This window comes from Brevundimonas sp. TWP2-3-4b2 (assembly GCF_049897345.1).
Taxonomy (GTDB): domain Bacteria; phylum Pseudomonadota; class Alphaproteobacteria; order Caulobacterales; family Caulobacteraceae; genus Brevundimonas.
In genome coordinates this window covers 451,872-470,680 of record NZ_JAFCWB010000001.1, presented here as the reverse complement: position 1 = coordinate 470,680, position 18,809 = coordinate 451,872, and the positions used below count along the sequence as shown (strand labels likewise).

Genomic DNA, 18,809 nt, shown 5'->3' with positions numbered 1-18,809 from the left:
AGGCTGAACGAACAAGGAGGGCGGGTCCGGAGACGGGCCCGCCCTTTTTCTATGCCGCTTCGGCCTCAAGCCTGATTTCGACCAGGCGGTTCTGGCTTACGGTCAGAACCCGATCAGCCCGGCGCAGCAACGCTGGCCGGTGCGCGACCACAATCCGGGTGACCGGCAGGGCCGCGACCAGTTCGGCGATCAGCTCCTCGGTCTCGACATCGAGATTGGCCGTGCCTTCGTCCAGAACCAGAATCGCCGGCTGGCGATACAGGGCGCGGGCCAAGAGAACCCGCTGCTTCTGACCGCCCGAAAGGGTCGAGCCCATGTCGCCGACCAGCGACAGATACTGCATCGGCATCCGGGCGATATCGCCATGAATCTGGGCCGCCATGGCGGCTTGCTGGACGCGCTCCATGTCCAGGTCCGAGTCGAAGAAGGCGATGTTGTCAGCGATGGTGCCCGACAGCAGCCGATCATCCTGGGACACCACCCCGACGCGCTCGCGCCAGGCCCGCCACAGCTCGGGCGTCGCGGGCTGGCCGTCCAGGGTGATGGTCCCCGTGCCGGGCGTCCGCAGGCCCAGCATCAGCTTCATAAGGGTGGTCTTGCCGCCGCCCGACGGGCCGGTGATAGCGACAAACTCGCCCGGCAGAATGGTGAGATTGATCTCGTTCAGGACGAGCGGGTCGGCCGCGCCGTAGCGGAAAGACAGATCCTTCACCTCCATCCCGCCGCGCACCTGAATGGGCGGAGCCATCCATTGGCCCGCTTCAGGCTCGGCGGTGACGATGTCGGACAGCCGATCCAGATGCAGGTTGAGGAAGCGGAACTGCATCGCCTGATTTATCAGGGCATTGGCGCGGTCGGTGAAGGTCTGGCGGAACGACAGGAAGGCGAACAGCATGCCGACGGAGAAGCCGTCGCCGGCGATGATGGTGCGGGCACCCAGATAGATCACCAGCACGGTCTGCAATCCAGTGATCACCCCTTGGGTAAACCCCAGCGAGATATTGTATTTGCCCACCGACACCGCCGCATTGGTGACATTGGCGTAGAGGTTGCGCCAGGAGCTTTCGCGTTCGCTTTCGCGGCCCATGATCTTGATCGTGTTGGCGGCGCGCACTGTCTCCATGAGGTGGGACTGTTCGCGCGCCCGTTCGACGATCTGCTCTTCCATCCGCGCCTTGAGCGCCGGGAAGACGGCGAAGGCGATGGCGAGGTTCAGGGCGACCGCGCCGATCACCACGCCCGCCAGGATGGGCGAATAGAGGAACAGGATCACCACTGCGATCACCGCCATCAGGCCGTCGATGATCGCCGCGATGACCCCCCGGGTCAGCACGTCCTGGATCGCCCCGGCCGAACCGATGCGCGACAGGATGTCGCCGACGTGGCGTTTCTCGAACCAGTCAGCCGGGAGACGCATCAGATGGCGCACGATATTGCCGACCATCTGGAAGGTCAGCAGATGGCCGAACACCTGCAAGGCCCAGCCGCGCAGGGCCTCGATCAAGGCCTGGATGACCACCAGCGCCCCGAAGCCGATGGCCAGCACGGTCAGCAGGTCGCGGTCGGCGCGGAAAATGGCCTCGTCGACCACCAGCTGCATCTGGAACGGCAGGGCGAAGACCGCGACCTGTAGCGCCAGCGACAGGCCCAAGATCTGGAAGAAGGCGCTCCAGAACCCGGTCATGCGCGACCACAGGCTGGTCAGCTTGATCGGTGCCTTGGCGGTGATCTTCTCGAAGGCGTCGGCCGGGCTGAGCTCCAGCACCACGCCTGTGAAATGGTTGGAGAATTCTTTCAGGCTGTAGGTGCGCGCGCCCATGGCCGGGTCGTGGATCACGGCCTTGCCGCCGCCGACGCTCTTCAGCACCACGAAATGGTTGAGGTCCCAGTGCAGCACGGCGGGCAGCCGCACCTTGTCGAGCGCGGACATCTCGACCCGCAGGGCGCGGGCGGCCAGCCCCAGCGGTTCGGCCAGACCCATCAGGCTGCGCAGGGTCGCGCCCGACATCGACAATGAGAACCGCTGGCGCATGCCGTTCAGATCGACATCGTGCCCGTGATAGCGGGCGACCATGGCCATACAGGCGAGGCCGCATTCCGCCGCCTCGGCCCCCTGGATGACCGGCAGTCGCCGACGCCGGGCGAAATTCAGTTCAGCCGGCAGGTTCACTAGCGCCGCCCCGCCGCATAGAGGGGGTCGAGCAGCCACTCCAGCAGGCTGCGCCGGTCGATAACCACATCGGCCGACAACAGCATGCCGGGTTGAAGCGGCAGGGTCTCGCCATAGGCGGAGACGCTGTCGCGGGCCAGGGCCACGCGCACCCGGAACACCGGCTCCTGGACCTGAAGACCGGGGATCGCGACCTCGGCCGGAGCGAGAACGGTGCGCGAGACCGAGGTCACCGTGCCCGCGCCCGTACCGAATTTCTGATGCGGGAAGGCTTGATACAGCAGCCGCACCTCCTGCCCTTCTCGCACGAAGCCGGCGGCGCGGGAGGGGGCGTAGAGCTCGGCTTCCAGGGTCGAGCCCTGCGGCGTCACCACCGCCAGTGAGGCCCCCGGCGCCACGGTCTGGCCGCGCTGCACCGGCAGGGCGACGACCCGGCCCGCCACGGTGGCGACGACCACATAGGTGGACTGGGCCTCGGTCTGGGTGCGCTGCTGGTCCAGGCCGGCCCCGGCGGCGCGGGCCTCAGCCCCGGCGGCCTGCAGATCGATGGGGATGGCCGCCAGCCGCGCCGTCACCTCGCCTGTTTCACGTTCGAACGACAGGGCCGAGGAGTCGAGTTCCGACAGGGCCTGTGCGGCGCCGAGCGCGGCGGAGCGGCGGGCGTCCAGCTCGCGCCGGGGTAGAAAGCCTTGCGCCGCAATGGTTTCCGCCCGTTCGACCTCTGCCTGGGCCAGGGTCACACGCTCGCTTTGCAGGGCGATTCGCCGCCGGGTCTCCGCCAGTTCGCGCCCCAGGGCGGCGCGGCGGGCGGTCAGCTGGCGCTGTTCAGCGGCCAGGGTTGAACGGGCGGCGGCGGCGCGTGATCCGGCGGCGGCTGTCTGGGCGGCCAAGCTTTGCATCAGGGCGGCGGACGCGTCACCGCTGGTCAGGGCCGAGGACAGTTTGAGGGTGGCGACCGGTTGGCCGACCACGACCGTGTCGCCTTCCCGCACATGCACGGTCTCGACCACCCCGCCCTGGCGGGCGGACAACCGGATCATGCCGGCGTCGGGCGTCAGCCAGCCGACCACGGTCTGCTTGCGGGCATAGGAGGCGGTGGCCACGAACAACGCGGCCCCGACCACCACCACCACGGCCACGGCGGCGATCAGGCGAAACGACACCGGCGTGGCCAGCACCACTTCGCCGTTGAGGCGGCGGGTGGCGTGGGTGACGGCTTCCTTGCGAAACATGTCGGACACGGATGGATTGCGCCCTCTACAATCTGGAATACGAATTCACCTTGACAGAGGCGGTGGGGGCTTACAATCCTCAGGTTGCAATCCGGATCGCGCACATCAACTTTAGCTAAAGGAGGGAGCCATGACGGCTCTGGCTTTGGACGTGCGTGAGTTGAGTTTCGCAGAGATTGATCTGGTTAGTGGCGGGGAGATAACGTGGGATGATGTCAGAGAGGCTGTGGGCAGCTCACTGGTCACTTTCGCTGTGAGGATGGCCTTTACGCCAGTGGGCTTCCTCGCCCTGTGCATGCTGGCGTTGTCGGCGACCCCTGCCGGCGAAGGTTCGGACCGCGTCGAAGGGGGCGGAACCAAACCCCAATAGTGAGATGGAAACCTGACTCGACGCCAGCTATCGGGTCATCACCTTGGGCTTGAAGGCGATGTCCATTGGTGATGACCCTTGGCTTTCAGAATGGGGGAAGCGGCAGTGGAATCTGTGTTCCGAGGAAGCCTCAAGGTCGATCTGGTCATAGGGGCTGTAGTCGGCTCGGCCCTTTATGCCGGAAAGTTCCTGCTGGAAACTGGCCAAAGGCCCACGACGGAGTTGGTCTTTTTGCTTCTCCTGGCGGCGCTGGCTGGCGCGGCGGGGTATTCCGGCGCTGGTTTTCTGGTCAGACTGGTTGCGCGCTGGCGGCGGTAGTTTTGCGGTGCAGGAAAAACCAATCTCCGGATGATTGATCGGAGATGCGATTTGGTTGTCGTTCGCCTCAGGATCCCGGGTCCTGGCCTGGATTCGTGTAGATCGTAGGGAACAGACCCAGGTGTCGATACGGTTTGCGGTCATTCTTTCGCTGGCGGTCACGGCTTCAGTTACCGGCATTTACCTGATCGCCAGCGTGTTTCATCCGCCTCTGCTGCTGTTCCCCCATAAGAGGATGGTCGGTGCCACGCCGGTCTTTTCGGAAAGCCCGATCCCCGACGAGATTGAGGGCGTCGTCGGTCGCGCGGACACTCTCGTGCGGACGAGCCCGCTGTTCACGCCCGATGTCCTGAAGCGGCCGGTCTATCTCACAAACGGGGGCGTCCGCTGGCGGCTGCTGACTCTCGGCTCAACGGCGCTGGCCCTTTCGCGGCCGGTGGTCGAAACCATTGTGGTCAATCGATCGAACGTTTTGAAGGACCAGGTTTGGTACAGTGGGGACCCCGTTCCGGCGCGGGACCTGTCCGGTGTCATCGCCCACGAGCGGACCCATACTTTGATCCGCCAGCGCTTCGGGTCTCTCAGCCATCACTACTACCCCACCTGGGTTGTGGAAGGTTACGCCGATTATGTGTCAGGCTGGCGCAGCATGTCCGATGAGACGGCGTCGCAGTTGATCGCTGAAGGCCGGCGGACCCAGGGGCTGTTTTTCTACGAGCGGAGTCAGCGAATAGAGCGGGAGCTCGAAGCAAATGGCGGTTCGGTGGATGAGCTGTTTCGCGCGAGCCTGAGCGGCAGTGCGCAGCCGCAGCCGCAGCAGTAACAGGCTGCACGGCGGCCTGCGCGTCGCTGCCGTCAAGGCCCCCGGCTTCGGCGACCGCCGCAAGCCGATGCTGGAAGGCATCGCTGTCCTGACCGGCGGCCAGGTCAACTCGGAAGACCTGGGTATCAAGCTGGAGAACGTCACGATCGACATGCTCGGCAAGGCCAAGAAGGTCACCATTTGAGTTGGGCGCACTCGCACCTCATCAACCCATCCTGCTGCACAGCCAACTCGGCACCGCGCCGTGCCTCCAGGTCCCGGCGGGTCAGGAAGCCCTGGGCGGCGATGGTCCCGGCGCGGACGACTTCGGCGCGCACGAGGGCGAGGCGCTCGTCCTGCGGCCCGATACGGCGGCGGGTCTCCGACATCTCCCGGTTGAGCGCCGCGCGGCGATCGGCCATCTGGCGCTGCTCTGCGGCCAGGGTAGCCAGACCTGCGGCGGCGCGCGCCCGGGCCGCGGAGCCTTGCACGTCCAGGCTGCGCGACAGGGCCGCGAAACGATCACCGCCTTCCAGCGCCGAGGACAGTGTCAGTGTGGCGATGGGCTGGCCGACGGTGACCGTGTCGCCCTCACGCACATGGAGGGAGGAGACGATCCCGCCCTGGCGCGCGGCCAGCCGGATCATGCCTGCCTCGGGCGTCAGCCAGCCCACCACAGTCTCCTTCCTGGCATATGAGCCAGTGGCGGCGAAAGCCGCGCCGCTTGGAACGACGGCGACCATCAGCCCGGCGAGCACGCGGGACGGGACGGACGAGGCCAGCAAGACCTCGCCCGCCAGCCGGCGGGTGGCGTGGGTGACGGCTTCCTTGCGAAACAGGTCGGGCAATCTGACGCACCCTTGGCGGGAAAAATGACGGTCTCCGGCTTGACTCATCCGGAGGGGCGGATGCAATCCTGTAGTTGCGATCCGGATCGCGCACATCAACTTCTAGCTGAAGGAGGGAGCCATGACGGCTCTGGCTTTGGACGTGCGTGAACTTTGTCGAACTGAGATCGAGGCCGTCGCAGGCGGCGGTATCGAGGATATTGTGGTCCCGCCCGTAGGGCCGTGGGTTCCCGGGCAGCCTGTCCCGACCGGAACGGGTCCATACGGCGGCGATACGCAGCCGAACATCCCCGCATAACTTCCCAATCTGCTGGAATCTCGCTCTTTTTGGCCGGATTGCACACACATCAACTTCTAACCGAAGGAGGAAGCCATGACGGCTTTGGCAATGGACGTGCGTGAACTGACGTTTGACGAGGTCGAGGACGTGGCAGGCGGGCCAATTTTTGTTGCTTTGGTGCCGTTCATTCCGCACATCGTGGCGGGAGTAGCGACGGTTGCAGTCGCGACAATTGCCGCTGTTAGTCACCTCAGTTCCGACGATTGCGTTACGACAACGACGACCAACGGAAACACGGTGACGGAAAGCAAGCGTTGCACCTAGTGGAGAATTTCCCGATGAAATCCTTTCAGTCCGAGGGCTTTAATCGGGTGCCTTGGCTCCCTGCTGTCGTTATTACATTCTTGTTGGGAGTTTTGGGTTGGTCGGCAGGCTCTTCGATTGCGAACATTAACTCGGATGATTGTGTAGCGACGAGCACGACGAATTCCGAAACGGGTCGCGTCGTCTCTAATGAAGTCTGTCGGTAGAAATCAAACGGGCGATATGAGTTAAGAGGGATAGCGCGAAAGCGTTATCCCTCATTCTTCAAGCCCACTCATCCACATCACGAAATGAAGGCGCACATCCGTTTTCCTCTACGTCGCGGCCGTCAAGGCCCCGGGCTTCGGCGACCGCCGCAAGTCGATGCTGGAAGACATCGCCGTCCTGACCGACGGCCAGGTCATCTCGGAAGACCTGGGCATCAAGCTCGAGACCGTCACCCTCGACAGGCTCGGCAAGGTAAGGCGGGGGTCAATCCTTCAGTCACCGGCTGAAATCAAGAGGGCGGCCCCGGCGATGGGGCCGCCCTTTTTCATTGCGGTCCAGCGAAAACCGGCCATCCTATTCCCTCGCGGCAAACCAGCTGCGAGGCTTGGGGCGTCAGTCGTCCTCGAGCGGCGGCAGGCCGGCTTCCTTGCGGGCAGCGGCGGCGGCTTTTTTCTCGGCCTTGGCGGCGGCTTTTTCGGCGGCCTTCTTGGCGTCGGCGCGATCGCGTTCCTGACGCTCGAAACTGTAGTTGGGCTTACGGGCCATCGGCGGCTTCTTCCTTCTTGGTTGCGCTACCGCGCTTCGCGCTACTTGAGCGCCGGGGGCGCTGCACCAGCGCCGTCCGCCACAAGGTGGGGCAAGCGGGGGGCGGGGGCAACCGTTGACGCTCAATCGACGGCGATGATCTCCACCGTCTGGCCGGCGACGACGGCTTCGTCACCGACCTGTTTGTTCATCAGGGCGACGGCCAGGGGCGAGACGTGGCTGACGGAACCGGCGGCGGGGTCGGCCTCGTCCTCGCCGGTGATGCGCCAGGTCTGGCGGCGGCCGTCCTCGCGCAGGAGGGTGACCGAGCCGCCGAACCGGACGCGGCCTTCGGGTTCGGTCTCGACCCGCTGGGCGGTGGCGCGGCGGGCCGCCCAGTAGCGCAGGTCGCGGGTGGCGCGGGCCATGGCGGTGCGGTCGGCCTCGATCGAGCCGTGGGCCTGGGCGGCGCTGTACGCCGCGCGCGCCGAGGCCAGGGCGGCCTCGATCGCGGCCAGGCCCGGGGGCGTGACCAGATTGGGGTGCGGGGAGATCGGACGGTCGGGAAGATCGGCGGCCGTGGCCTCCAGATCCTCCTCGCGGGTGAAGGCGACGCTCATGGGGGATGAGCGTATGCGCGATGTGGGTGTTCCCGTCTCACTTTTCTCCCGGGATGCACGGAGAGACGGGGCGGCCGGAAGGGGGTAGTGGGTCGGCCATGAGTGACTCACCGAAGACTGTCCACATCATCGGGGCCGGGCCCGCGGGCCTGATGGCGGCCGAGCGGCTGGCGCAGGCGGGGCTGACGGTGGTGGTGCACGACGCCATGCCGTCGGTCGGGCGCAAATTCCTGATGGCGGGGCGGGGCGGGCTGAACCTGACCCACGCCGAGCCCATGGCGGGGTTCGTCGGACGCTATGGCGCAGCGGGCGCGGCGGTCGCGGCCTGGCTGGAGCAGTTTTCACCGACGCATTTGATCGGCTGGGCCGAGGGGCTGGGGCAGGCGACCTTCACGGGCTCGTCGGGCCGGGTGTTCCCGCGGGCGATGAAGGCCTCGCCGCTGTTGCGGGCGTGGCTGGCGCGGCTGGCCGCTCTGGGCGTCGAGGTGCGGACGCGGTCGAAATGGGCCGGACGTCGGGACGGCGCGTGGGTGTTCGAGACGCCGGAAGGCGAGCGGGTCGAGCGGCCCGACGCCGTGGTGCTGGCCATGGGCGGGGCCAGCTGGCCGCGGCTGGGCTCGGACGGAGCCTGGGCGGAGAGGCTGGAGGGTGTGGCGGTCGCACCGTTCCGGCCGTCCAACGTCGGCTTCGATGTAAGCTGGTCGGAGGTGTTCGCCGGGCGGTTCGCCGGTCAGCCCCTGAAGCCGGTCGCCCTGACCCACGAGGATCAGACGGTGCGCGGCGAGGCCATGCTGACGCGCTACGGCATCGAGGGCGGGGCGGTCTATGCGCTGTCGGCGGGGCTGAGGGATGCGATCGAACGGGACGGGACGGCGACCCTGACTGTGGACCTGCGGCCGGACCTGTCGGTCGAGGCGCTGGCCGGGCGGCTGGCGAAGGCGCGCGGCAAGGACAGTGTCACCAACTGGCTGCGCAAGGCGGGGGGGCTGTCGGCCCCGGCCGTCGGGCTGCTGCGCGAGATTCCCGGCGAGCTGCCGGCGGGCGCGGACAAGCTGGCGAGGCGGATCAAGGCGGTGCGGCTGACCCTGACCGGGGTGCAAGGGCTGGCGTGGGCGATCTCGTCGGCGGGGGGGGTGCGGCTGGACCAGCTGGACGAGGGGTTGATGATCACGGCGATGCCGGGCGTGTTCGCGGCCGGAGAGATGCTGGACTGGGAGGCCCCGACGGGCGGCTATCTGCTGCAGGCGTCGATGGCCTCGGGGGCTGTGGCGGCGGACGGGGTGGTGCGGTGGCTGGCGGGGCGGTGACGCTCCCTCTTCTCCGCCGTCATCCTCGGGCTTGACCCGAGGATCAGATGCGGAGGCGGACGCGCTGGCAGGGATGGCCTCGCGGAAAGCGAACCATCGGCGTCGACGGCGCACCGGAAAATCCGGCCCTCGCGTCAAGCCCGAGGGTGACGGCCTGTAGGGAGTGACGGTCTCTGATCGAAGGGTCTAGAACCGTCGCATGACCCAGCACCGCCTTCTCCTCGCCGCCGCCGTTGCGGCCTTCCTGTCGGCCACCCCCGCCCTCGCCCAGCACGCCGAAGGCACCCGGTTGAACGAGATCGTGCGGGTGCTGGCCTCGGACGAATTCGAGGGCCGGGGCGTGGCGACGCCGGGTGAGCAGAAGACGGTCGACTATGTCGTCGGCCAGTTCCAGGCCCTGGGGCTGGAGCCGGGCGGGCCGGACGGCTCGTGGGTGCAGGCGGCGCAGCTGGGCCGGACGCGGCAGGACGGGCCGGCGACGGTCACGGTCCGTGCCGGTGGCCAGACGCGGACGCTGGAGCGGGGCCCGCAGGTGCTGCTGTCCAGCGACCGGCCGGTGAACCACATCACCCTGACCGACGCGCCGATCGTCTTCGCCGGCTATGGCGTCGACGCGCCCGAGCGGCAGTGGGACGACTTCAAGGGCGTGGACCTGAAGGGCAAGGTCCTGCTGGTCATCGTCAACGACCCCGATTTCGGCGCGCCCGAGGGTCATCCGGTGGCCGGGCGGTTCGACGGCAATGCCATGACCTTCTACGGCCGCTGGACCTACAAATTCCAGGAGGCGGCGCGGCAGGGGGGGGCGGCGGTGCTGGTGATCCACGATACGGCGGGGGCCGGCTATGGCTGGGGCACGCTGGAGAGTTCGTCGACCGCGCCCAAGTTCGACATTGTGCGCGCCGATCCCGAGGCCGAGCGGGTCGCGGCCCAGGGCTGGATCCAGGGGGCGGAGGCGCAGGCCCTGTTCCGGGATGCGGGGCTGGACTATGCGGCCCTGCGCGAGGCGGCGCGGACGCCGGAATTCACGCCGGTGACGCTGGACGGGGTGACGATGTCGATCGATTTCGGCCAGATCGCCGACCGGATCGAGAGCCGCAACATCCTGGCCCGCATCCCCGGTGCCCTGCATCCCGAAGAGACGGTGATGTACGGGGCCCACTGGGACGCCTTCGGCCGGGCGACGCCGAAGGACGGCGACGACATCTATAACGGGGCCGTCGACAATGCGACGGGCGTGGCCGGGCTGATCGAACTGGCGCGGCTGTTCAGGGCGGGGACGCCGCCCGAGCGGTCGGTGCTGTTCGCGGCCTGGACGGCCGAGGAGGCGGGCCTGCTGGGCTCGGAATACTATGCCGCCAACCCGGTCTGGCCGCTGGAGACGACGGTGGTCAACATCAACATGGATTCCTTCCTGCCCGGCACCGAGGTCTCGCCGCAGATCGTGGTCATGGGCGCCGGCAAGAGCCAGACCGACCGGTGGCTGGAGCGGCGCGCGACCGAACAGGGCCGCACCCTGATCCCCGACCCGGCCCCGCAGGCCGGCGGCTTCTATCGCTCGGACCATTTCCCCCTGGCCAAAAAGGGCGTGCCGGCCCTGTTCGGCGCGGCCGGCTTTACCGGCCACAACGCCGCCAGCCGCGACTATGTCGCCCACCGCTATCACCAGCCGTCGGATGAATGGACGCCGGACTGGGTGATGGACGCCGCAGCGGTGGACGTGGACCTGCTGTACGCCGTGGGCCGCGACTTGGCCGACAGCGGCGACTGGCCGGAGTGGAATGCAGGCGCGGAGTTCGAGGCGGCGCGGCAGGCTTCGGCGGGGCGGCGGCAGTAGGAGGGGGCGTCAGAGGGTCCGCTTTTCGACCCGATAAGGCTTTCTGTTCCCGACCCGCTGCGGACGTTGACGGTTGATACCGGAAGCCCCGGCAACATGGTGTTGTGAACTATTCTCCTCAAAAGGCGTTTGGCAGATTCGAGTAGCTTGACTGTATCACGGGGGTAAAGATGCCAAGTGTACCTGACGCCACTGCTGGCTTTGCCAAGGCCGCCCTTTGACTGCGTCGGCGCTTGATACCTTGAGCCTGGCCATGCTTGCTGAGGAGTCTCCCGCCATGTTGTGGCGCGGAGACTGCAACGGCCGTTGCGTTTTTCTGAGCCGCGCAATGCGTGAGTTCTGGGGCTTGCAACCCGATGAGTGCGGCGTCTTCGACTGGAGCTCCAGTCTGCTCGCCGAGGATCAGGCCGTGGTTTTCGAGCCGTTTGCAGCCGCGATGGCGGCACAGCGCGCATTCACCTGTGAAGGGCGATACCGGCGAGCGGACGGAGAAGTGCGGATCCTGAAAACGCGCGCCCGACCCTATTACAATGAAGACGGAGTCTTCGCCGGCATGGTCGGAGTGAATGAGGACATGACCGAACTCCGCCGTGCTGACGAGGCGCTTCTGGCTCGCAATCGCCAGTTGGATGACAGCCTCGTTCAACTGCGATCGACTGCAGATCGGTTCGCGCTGGCGACGAACATCTCAGGTCTGGCCATGTCTGAGCATGACGAAACGCTGAAGTATGTTTGGGCGCACAATGTACCGGCGGAGTGCCTCGGCAGAACCCCTTCGGAATTCGTCGGGCCGGAGGTTGGAGCACCTCTCGAGGTCATCCTGCGCCGGACCATCGAGACTGGTCATATGCAGACCGAGGAGATTTCGGTCCTTATCGGCGACGGGAGGACGTGGTGGGATATTCAGGCGTCGCCCTCGACACTGCCGGACGGGCGGCCGGGTGTGGTCGCCAGTGCGCTGGACGTCACCGCACGCAGATTGAACGAAGCAAAGCTGGAAATTCTGGCGAAGGAACTGGGACACCGGGTCAAGAACGTATTCGCCGTCGTTCAGGCCATCGTTCGGCAGTCCGCGCGTGCAACACCGGTGCCAGACGCCTTCATCAACGCTGTAGAAGCCCGGCTCGTCGCTCTGGCGGACGCCCAGGACTCACTGCTGACGATGTCGGACGACAGGTTTTCCCTGCAAGGCCTGTTGGCTCGGCAATTATCGCATCTGGAAGGCGTGGAACTGGACGGGCCCGAAGTGCTGCTCCCGGGCAAGTTTGCTCCTTATCTCTCCTTGGCCGTGCACGAGCTCGGCACAAATGCGCTCAAACACGGCAGCCTCCGCGCGCGGGCCGGAAAGGTAGCGGTGAGCTGGGCTCAAACCCGCCCTGACCAATTGCGCCTGTCGTGGCGGGAACGGGGCGGTCCTGCCCCGGCAGCAGAGCCCGCCTTTGCGACGGGTCGCAATCGGGGCTTCGGCTCGCTGTTGCTGACAAAGGTCTTTGAAGGCGCGACAGGCGGCGAGGTGGATATGGAGTTCGGCCGCGACGGTCTGCGTTGGACCGCGACCATCCCGACCGGAGTCGAGTTGCACCTCTGAGCCCGCCGGGCGGGCGGGAGGCACCAGGTTCCCTTCCCACCGCGCGCCGATATCCATCGTCTCCGCTTCGGTTTAATCCGAAACATACGAGAAGCTGCCTGCGAAGTATTCCAGACCGGATTGTCAGACCATGAACCAGAATAACGGCGTGACCAACGAACGACTGGGGCGTATCGTTGAAGAAGCTGCCAGCGAAGTATACGTTTTTTCGGCTGAAGATTTCAGGTTCCGTCTAGTCAACAAGGGTGCTCGAGAAAATCTCGGCTATTCAGCTTCTGAAATTGCCGAGCTAACGCCTTGGGACTTAAAACCGGAGTTTAGCAAGAACGAATTTCTATCCTTGGTTCGACCGCTACTCGCGGGAGATATCGAGCGACTCGATTTTCAGACGGTCCATCGGCGCAAGAACGGCACCGACTACAACGTGGCGGTCCAGCTTCAATTGTTTGAGGAGGACGGCGATTGCGTTTTTTATGCAGCCATTCAGGACATCACCGCTCACCGGCGTCTGGAGCAAGAAACGCGCGAGCTTGCCGGGCGCCTTGATACGATTTTGGACAACACCTCGATGGCCGTGTTCGTCATGGATGAGAGGCAACAGTGCACGTTCATGAATAAGGCCGCCGAGACACTCACCGGCTACGCCTTTCATGAAACGACCGGACGCCCGCTTCATGATGTGATCCATCACACCTACCCGGACGGCCGCCCTTTTCCCCTTTCAGAATGCGCCATTGACCGAGCTTTCCCGGAAAATTCCGGGACGCAGGGGGAAGAGGTTTTTGTTCATAGGAACGGTTCCTTTTACCCCGTTGCTTTCACCGCCAGCCCGATCCGAAATGACGAGGCGCAGGTCGTTGGAACAATCATCGAGGCGCGCGACATTAAGTGATGAAAAACGCAACGAGGAAGCCCGCAAGCTATTGATGCATGAGGTGGATCACCGCGCGCGCAACGTCCTCTCAATTGTGCATTCGCTCACACGCCTTACCCGTGCCGACGATTTGGAGACCTACAAGGAAGTTCTCACGGGCAGGATTAGCGCCCTTGCTCGCGCTCAGACGTCATTGGCCAATCGTCGTTGGGAGGGAGGGCGGTTGGAAGATGTGGTCAGAGAGGAATTGGAAGCCCTTTGCACCAAGGATTCCATCGACGTCAGAGGTCCAGAGGTCGCTCTTGCGCCAGAGAAGGTGCAGCCGATCAGCATGCTGCTCCATGAACTCGCCACCAATGCCAACAAGTATGGGGCGTGCAGCCGTGTCGACGGGCGTGTGTCGGTCACCTGGACGCTCGAAGGGCGCAGGGTGGTGCTTCAATGGCGGGAGACGGGGGGACCACAAGTCGTCGCACCCACGCGAGAAGGCTTTGGCTCGTCTCTAAAGGCCAGCGTTGTTCGTCAAATCGAGGGCACAATTTCCCGAACCTGGGAGCCAACAGGGCTTGTTGTCGAGGTCGCGTTCCCGCTCTGACAGCCGACGGAGGCCATGTCCGCTTTCCACCCGTAGCCTACATTGAACGCGTCCGTTTTCGGCCCGGGACCCGGTCGAGGACGCCTTCGCCGCCAATGTGATCGACGCGCCCGCCGGGCTGAACGAACAGGGCGCACTGGTTCACGTCTATATCGAAGGCGAGGTCGTCGCCGATCTGGGGACGTCGCCCGTCATGGCGAACCGGTCGCTAGCCGCGGCGGTCTTCGCCCAGCGTCCGAATGAGGCGAACCGCCAGCCGACGGAGCGCGGGATCTTCGAGCCGCTCCCAGGAGTGAATCAGGTCCTCTAGGTCACGGTCCGCAGCCGACCGGTCGAGGAAGGACGCACGCTCGGGCGCGCGTCCGGCCGAGCCGCCGACGAGTCCCTGGGAAAGCTGAGCCATATTGCACCACGGTGAGACGCTTGCTGTGCTGAAGCACTAAAGGAAGCATGTCCGGGGCCACCACGGCGGATGGCGCGTTTTGGGTGACCGTTTCCGACGGATCACGGACGAGCGGCACTGGCTCCGTGCGCGGAACAGCGCTGTCGCTCATCCGCCCAGACCTTGGGGTCATACTGGACCTTGTGACCGACCAGGGTGGCGCAGCGACGCCCGTCCGGGCGTTGGCCGAAGCATCGCGTCCGGCCCCGGGCGTCGACCCAGTGACGGATCACCTGAGGCGAGACTCCGAAATAGCCGGCCAATGCGGCTTCCTGGTTCGGTTCCGCGGCGATCGTCTCGATCAGGCCAATCCAGACATTGCCGATCTGGCGCAAGAATTCCTCCGCGGTCTGGGAGCCGCGATAGGATGCTGGAGCATGGCCGTCAGTCATGCCGGCGATGACCGCAGCGTTCGCAGACGAGCGTGCCGGGCCGGCTCTGGCTGTATCGAAACGCGTGGCGACAGGATACCTGCCGCAATAACCGGGACATCTTCAGCATCAACCACCTCCGATGCCGGGAGCGTTCTTTGACGGCTTGGGTTCCGCAGATCAATGCGTGTCCGACACCGGACACAGGAACCGCGTTGACTGTTCCGGATTGAAGCATTGGAAATCGGGGTTTTTCTGATGTTGGTGATGACTACAAAGGCCGCGGTCGAAAGGCGTGTGTGCGGCCGTCGGAGAGCCGGGGCAGTTTGCTCTATCGACTTTTCATGGCCTGGTTCAGGCGCGGGTTCGGACAATCCTGAGTGGGGTTTCAGCTCGATCCGGTCATCTGCGTCTTCGCGACCATCGCCGTGATATGCTTCGTCGCCCTGGGGGCCAGTCTGTGGCTGAAAGTTCCGGGAACGCCGCGTCAGCCTTTCCCGCATGTCGATCTCGGGCGCAGCGCCCTCTACCGAATGACGGTCGAGAACCGACCCGCGAAGACCGAAGCTCATACCGGGCCGGACGAGCCGGACACGCCGGTTCGCTGAGCGGAGCGGGCAAACACGGCAGGGTGACGGACCGGTCAGGCACCGGTAGGACATCCCCATGACCTCCCTCCCCGACATCCACGGCGTCTGTCCGGCGCGTTTCGCCGCCGTGAAGGACGCCTTCGCGGCCAATTTCATCGACGCCCCCGAGGGGCTGAACGAGCAGGCGGCGCGTTTCAGCGTCTGCGTCGAGGGCGAGGTCGTGATCGATCTGTGGGGCGGCTGGGCCGATGCGGCCCGGACGGTGGCCTATGGCGAGACGACGCTGACGCCGGTGTTCTCGACCGGCAAGGCGGTCATGGCCCTGTTGATCGCGACGGCGGTCGAGCGCGGTCTGCTGGCCTATGACGAGGCGGTCGCGACGGCCTGGCCGGCGTTCGGCCAGGCGGGCAAGGAGCGGATCACGGTGGCGCAGATGATGAGCCATCAGGCCGGCCTGCCGGGGTTTTCGGAGACGGTCGATCCGACCCTCTGGTTCGACCGTCAGGCGGTTCTGGACCGGCTGGCGGCCCAGGCCCCGATGTGGCCGCCGGGGACGGCGTCGGGCTATCACCCCATCACCATCGGCTTTCTGGCCGGCGAGCTGTTCCGGCTGGCGGACGGGCGCAGCATGGGCACGGCCCTGCGCGAGGATTTCGCCGCGCCGTTCGGTCTGGACCTGTGGATCGGCCTGCCCGAGGCCGAGCACGGCCGGGTGGCGTCGTTGCGCAAACCCGCCTCGGCCCCCGATCTGGGGACCCTCGATGCGGTCAAGACGGCGGCCTTCCTCGACAAGGGTTCGGCCCCCGGCGGGCGCGGCTCGACCGAGTGGCGGACGATCGAGATCCCCTCGGCCAATCTGCACGGCACCGCGCGGGACCTGGCGCGCATCATGGGGGGGCTGGCCAACGGCGGACACCTGGACGGCCAGCCGGTGCTATCGCCCGGGGTGCTGGCCGAGATGCTGCGCGAGCGGATTCACGGGCGCGACAAGGTCGTGCCGTTCGACGTCAGCTGGGCGGCGGGCCTGATGCGCAATGAAGGCCTGCATATCTTCGGGCCCAATCCCACCGCGGTCGGCCATTGCGGCTGGGGCGGAAGCTGCGCCTTCGCCGATCCCGACGCGCGGGTGTCAGGAGCCTATGTGATGACGCGCCAGTCACCGCACCTGATCGGCGACCCGCGGGCGCAACGGTTGATCGAGGCGTTTTACGGGGTGGTGTAGCTTGTCATCCCGGACGCCGCGAAGCGGTGATCCGGGATGACAAGGGACGAAGGGCCTGTTGGACCTAGACCGGCTCTGCGCACCGCTTCAGGGCCTCGCGGGCGGCGCGGTGGCGCAGGAAGGCGGCGGCGGCGAAGACGGCGGCACCGCCCCAGATGAAGACGAAGCTGAGGATGCGCAGGGGCGTCAGGGCTTCGCCGGCCCAGACGCCGATGGCGAACTGGATGGTGGGCGCGAGGAACTGGATGAAGCCGATGGTCGACAGCGGCAGGCGACGGGCGGACCAGGCGAACAGGGCCAGCGGCAGGACGGTGGCCGGCCCGTTCAGCAGGGCCCAGGCGGTGTTGACCGGGCTGTCGAAGGCCACGCCCGCCCCGGTGTGCTGAAGCCAGAGCACCCAGGCCAGGCCGAACGGCACCAGCAGCAGGCATTCGACCAGCAGCCCGGCCTGGGCGTCGATGGGGACGCGTTTGCGGATCACGCCATAGCTGGCGAAGCTGAAGGCGAGCACCAGCGAGATCCACGGCGGCCGGCCCAGGGCCAAGGCCTGGAAGACCACGCCGACGGCGGCCAGGCCGATCGCGACCCAGCCCCATTTGTCGATCTTCTCGCGAAACAGCCACAGCCCCACGATCATGTTGAGCAGGGGGTTGATGTAGTAGCCGAGGCTGGCTTCCAGCGTCGAATGATGGGTGGTGGCCCAGACGTAGAGGCCCCAGTTGACCGCGATCAGCAGGGTCGAGAGGCACAGCCAGCCGAGGGTCCTGGGCGAGGTCAGGACGGCGCGGACCTGGCCCCCCTGACCGGCGAGGAAGACCAGCAGACCGGCGACCGCCACCGCCCACAGGGCGCGGTGGGCGAGGATTTCGAATGAGTCGAAGCCGACCGCGGCCTGACCCATGAACAGCAGGGGCATGAAGCCCCAGATGACATAGCAGCCGAAGGCGGAGACGAGGGCGGCGCGGGGGGCGGCGGACGGGGTGGTCATGCTTTTCGTCCGTCATCCTCGGGCTTGACCCGAGGATCAGAGGTGGCGCGGGCAGGGTGGTCGGGACGGCTCCGCGGTTGTGGATCGGACTGTCGACCGAGCGGCGGAACGTCCGGCCCTCGGGTCAAGCCCGAGGGTGACGCGGTTGGTGGAAGATCAGACGGTAATCGAGCGATACCCCGAGGCCGGTTTGATCATCCCCGTCTCGTCCAGAAGCTGGGCGATCTGGACGGCGTTCAGCGCGGCGCCCTTGCGCAGGTTGTCGGACACGATCCAAAGGTTCAGGCCGTTCTCGACGGTCGGGTCCTTGCGGATCCGGCTGACATAGACGGCGTGTTCGCCGGCGGCGTCGACGGGGGTGATGTAGCCGTCGTGCTCCTGCTTATCGATGACCATGACGCCGGGGGCGTCGCGCAGGATGGCGCGGGCCTCGTCGGGGCTGATGGGGCGGTCGAACTCGAGGTTCACGGATTCCGAATGGCCGACGAAGACGGGCACGCGCACGCAGGTGACGGTCAGCTTGATGTCGGGATCCAGGATCTTGTGCGTCTCCTTCCACATCTTGGCTTCCTCGTCGGTCGAGCCGTCGTCGAGGAAGGAGCCGATATAGGGGATGACGTTGAAGGCGATCTGTTTGGGGAACAGTTTCGGCCGGGCGTCGCCGAGGCCGTAGATGGCCTTGGTCTGGTTCCACAGCTCGTCCATGCCCGCCTTGCCGGCGCCCGAGACCGATTGATAGGTCGAGACCACGGCACGCTTGATCTTCGCGGCGTCATGCAGGGGCTTGAGGGCCACGACCAGCTGGGCGGTCGAGCAGTTGGGGTTGGCGATGATGTTCTTCCGCGTCGCCAGCTTGATGGCGTCCGGGTTCACCTCGGGCACGATCAGGGGCACGTCCGGGTCCATGCGGAAGGCCGAGGAGTTGTCGATGACGATGGGGCCGGCCGCGCCGATCTTCTCCGACCACAGGCGCGAGGCGTCGCCGCCGGCGCTCATCAGCACCAGATCGACGGTCGAGAAATCGAACAGTTCGATGTCCTCGCATTTGATCGTCTTGTCGCCCCAGGAGACCTCGACGCCCTTGGACTTGCGCGAGGCGACGGCGTGCATTTTTTCGACGGGGAAGTTCAGTTCCTCGAGGATGTTCAGCATTTCCCGACCGACGTTGCCGGTGGCGCCTATGACGGCGACGCGATAGCCCATGAAGTGTTTCCTTGTTGCGCTATCGCTCGCCGCGCGGCGGCTCGCTGCTTGAGCGCAGAGTTGTGACGGTTCGCCCTATGTGGGCTTTCGCGGGCGCGA

General features: G+C 66.0%; 20 protein-coding genes and 2 pseudogenes. 13 read left to right on the top strand and 9 right to left on the bottom strand.

Annotated features, from left to right (window positions below; genetic code table 11):
• Positions 1–49: 49 nt before the first annotated feature.
• The gene (locus tag ACP7AS_RS02225; RefSeq protein WP_426027189.1) at positions 50–2,209 is read right to left on the bottom strand and encodes a peptidase domain-containing ABC transporter; all 2,160 of its coding nucleotides are present in this window, start codon (positions 2,207–2,209) and stop codon (positions 50–52) included.
• Positions 2,170–3,411 (bottom strand): HlyD family secretion protein, encoded by a 1,242-nt coding sequence (locus tag ACP7AS_RS02220; RefSeq protein WP_426027188.1) that lies wholly within the window; start codon positions 3,409–3,411, stop codon positions 2,170–2,172. The genes ACP7AS_RS02225 and ACP7AS_RS02220 overlap by 40 nt, the downstream gene beginning before the upstream one ends.
• A 121-nt stretch (positions 3,412–3,532) precedes the next feature.
• Between ACP7AS_RS02220 and ACP7AS_RS02215 the strand changes: the two genes are divergently transcribed.
• Positions 3,533–3,772, top strand: coding sequence for a hypothetical protein (locus ACP7AS_RS02215; RefSeq protein ID WP_426027187.1), 240 nt, complete (start codon positions 3,533–3,535; stop codon positions 3,770–3,772).
• Positions 3,773–3,799: 27 nt separating this feature from the next.
• Here ACP7AS_RS02215 and ACP7AS_RS02210 read toward each other — a convergent pair whose 3' ends face one another.
• Positions 3,800–4,234, bottom strand: coding sequence for a hypothetical protein (locus tag ACP7AS_RS02210; RefSeq protein ID WP_426027186.1), 435 nt, complete (start codon positions 4,232–4,234; stop codon positions 3,800–3,802).
• Here ACP7AS_RS02210 and ACP7AS_RS02205 point away from each other — a divergent pair.
• Both ACP7AS_RS02205 and ACP7AS_RS02200 read left to right on the top strand, forming a co-directional pair.
• Positions 4,212–4,913, top strand: a complete 702-nt coding sequence (locus ACP7AS_RS02205; protein WP_426027185.1) for a hypothetical protein — start codon at positions 4,212–4,214, stop codon at positions 4,911–4,913. The genes ACP7AS_RS02210 and ACP7AS_RS02205 overlap by 23 nt on opposite strands.
• On the top strand, positions 4,888–5,097 hold the full coding sequence (locus ACP7AS_RS02200) for a hypothetical protein (RefSeq protein WP_426027184.1): 210 nt from the start codon (positions 4,888–4,890) through the stop codon (positions 5,095–5,097). Before ACP7AS_RS02205 ends, ACP7AS_RS02200 begins: the two co-directional genes overlap by 26 nt.
• A 28-nt stretch (positions 5,098–5,125) precedes the next feature.
• On the opposite strand, the pseudogene ACP7AS_RS02195 reads toward ACP7AS_RS02200, so the two are convergent.
• Positions 5,126–5,740, bottom strand: a pseudogene (locus ACP7AS_RS02195) (biotin/lipoyl-binding protein); the annotation flags it as partial.
• 373 nt (positions 5,741–6,113) lie between these two features.
• On the opposite strand from ACP7AS_RS02195, the gene ACP7AS_RS02190 reads away from it, so the two are divergent.
• Complete coding sequence (locus ACP7AS_RS02190) at positions 6,114–6,344, top strand: hypothetical protein (RefSeq protein ID WP_426027183.1); 231 nt, start codon at positions 6,114–6,116, stop codon at positions 6,342–6,344.
• A gap of 312 nt (positions 6,345–6,656) precedes the next feature.
• Positions 6,657–6,842 (top strand): annotated as a pseudogene (gene groEL, locus ACP7AS_RS02185) (chaperonin GroEL); the annotation flags it as partial.
• 102 nt (positions 6,843–6,944) lie between these two features.
• On the opposite strand, the gene ACP7AS_RS02180 reads toward groEL, so the two are convergent.
• Together ACP7AS_RS02180 and greA are read right to left on the bottom strand one after the other, a co-directional pair.
• Entirely contained in the window at positions 6,945–7,097 is a 153-nt protein-coding gene (locus tag ACP7AS_RS02180; RefSeq protein ID WP_305305119.1) for a hypothetical protein, read from the bottom strand.
• Positions 7,098–7,219: 122 nt separating this feature from the next.
• A complete protein-coding gene (greA, locus tag ACP7AS_RS02175; RefSeq protein ID WP_426027182.1) occupies positions 7,220–7,696 on the bottom strand; it encodes a transcription elongation factor GreA in 477 nt (158 codons plus the stop codon).
• A gap of 98 nt (positions 7,697–7,794) precedes the next feature.
• Here greA and ACP7AS_RS02170 point away from each other — a divergent pair, with 98 nt between their 5' ends.
• The 6 genes from ACP7AS_RS02170 to ACP7AS_RS02145 all read left to right on the top strand — a co-directional run bounded on the left by ACP7AS_RS02170 (position 7,795) and on the right by ACP7AS_RS02145 (position 14,204).
• Positions 7,795–9,003, top strand: a complete 1,209-nt coding sequence (locus tag ACP7AS_RS02170; protein ID WP_426027181.1) for an NAD(P)/FAD-dependent oxidoreductase — start codon at positions 7,795–7,797, stop codon at positions 9,001–9,003.
• A gap of 199 nt (positions 9,004–9,202) precedes the next feature.
• Positions 9,203–10,837 carry a M28 family peptidase gene (locus tag ACP7AS_RS02165; RefSeq protein ID WP_426027180.1) on the top strand — a complete coding sequence of 545 codons (1,635 nt, stop codon included), beginning with the start codon at positions 9,203–9,205 and terminating at the stop codon, positions 10,835–10,837.
• A gap of 253 nt (positions 10,838–11,090) precedes the next feature.
• Entirely contained in the window at positions 11,091–12,425 is a 1,335-nt protein-coding gene (locus ACP7AS_RS02160; RefSeq protein WP_426027493.1) for a sensor histidine kinase, read from the top strand.
• Positions 12,426–12,555: 130 nt separating this feature from the next.
• On the top strand, positions 12,556–13,317 hold the full coding sequence (locus ACP7AS_RS02155; RefSeq protein WP_426027179.1) for a PAS domain-containing protein: 762 nt from the start codon (positions 12,556–12,558) through the stop codon (positions 13,315–13,317).
• Complete coding sequence (locus tag ACP7AS_RS02150; protein ID WP_426027178.1) at positions 13,283–13,894, top strand: HWE histidine kinase domain-containing protein; 612 nt, start codon at positions 13,283–13,285, stop codon at positions 13,892–13,894. The genes ACP7AS_RS02155 and ACP7AS_RS02150 overlap by 35 nt, the downstream gene beginning before the upstream one ends.
• A gap of 97 nt (positions 13,895–13,991) precedes the next feature.
• A complete protein-coding gene (locus ACP7AS_RS02145; protein ID WP_426027177.1) occupies positions 13,992–14,204 on the top strand; it encodes a hypothetical protein in 213 nt (70 codons plus the stop codon).
• A 194-nt stretch (positions 14,205–14,398) separates the two neighbouring features.
• Here ACP7AS_RS02145 and ACP7AS_RS02140 read toward each other — a convergent pair whose 3' ends face one another.
• The gene (locus ACP7AS_RS02140; RefSeq protein WP_426027176.1) at positions 14,399–14,671 is read right to left on the bottom strand and encodes a hypothetical protein; all 273 of its coding nucleotides are present in this window, start codon (positions 14,669–14,671) and stop codon (positions 14,399–14,401) included.
• A gap of 416 nt (positions 14,672–15,087) precedes the next feature.
• On the opposite strand from ACP7AS_RS02140, the gene ACP7AS_RS02135 reads away from it, so the two are divergent.
• Both ACP7AS_RS02135 and ACP7AS_RS02130 read left to right on the top strand, forming a co-directional pair.
• On the top strand, positions 15,088–15,315 hold the full coding sequence (locus ACP7AS_RS02135; protein ID WP_426027175.1) for a hypothetical protein: 228 nt from the start codon (positions 15,088–15,090) through the stop codon (positions 15,313–15,315).
• A gap of 58 nt (positions 15,316–15,373) precedes the next feature.
• Entirely contained in the window at positions 15,374–16,519 is a 1,146-nt protein-coding gene (locus ACP7AS_RS02130; RefSeq protein WP_426027174.1) for a serine hydrolase domain-containing protein, read from the top strand.
• A 64-nt stretch (positions 16,520–16,583) separates the two neighbouring features.
• Here the strand turns inward: ACP7AS_RS02130 and rarD are convergent, their stop codons facing one another.
• Both rarD and ACP7AS_RS02120 read right to left on the bottom strand, forming a co-directional pair.
• Complete coding sequence (gene rarD / locus ACP7AS_RS02125; protein WP_426027173.1) at positions 16,584–17,507, bottom strand: EamA family transporter RarD; 924 nt, start codon at positions 17,505–17,507, stop codon at positions 16,584–16,586.
• A 156-nt stretch (positions 17,508–17,663) separates the two neighbouring features.
• Positions 17,664–18,710: an aspartate-semialdehyde dehydrogenase gene (locus ACP7AS_RS02120; RefSeq protein WP_426027172.1), complete on the bottom strand. Its 1,047-nt coding sequence runs from the start codon at positions 18,708–18,710 to the stop codon at positions 17,664–17,666.
• Between the last annotated feature and the right edge of the window lie 99 nt (positions 18,711–18,809).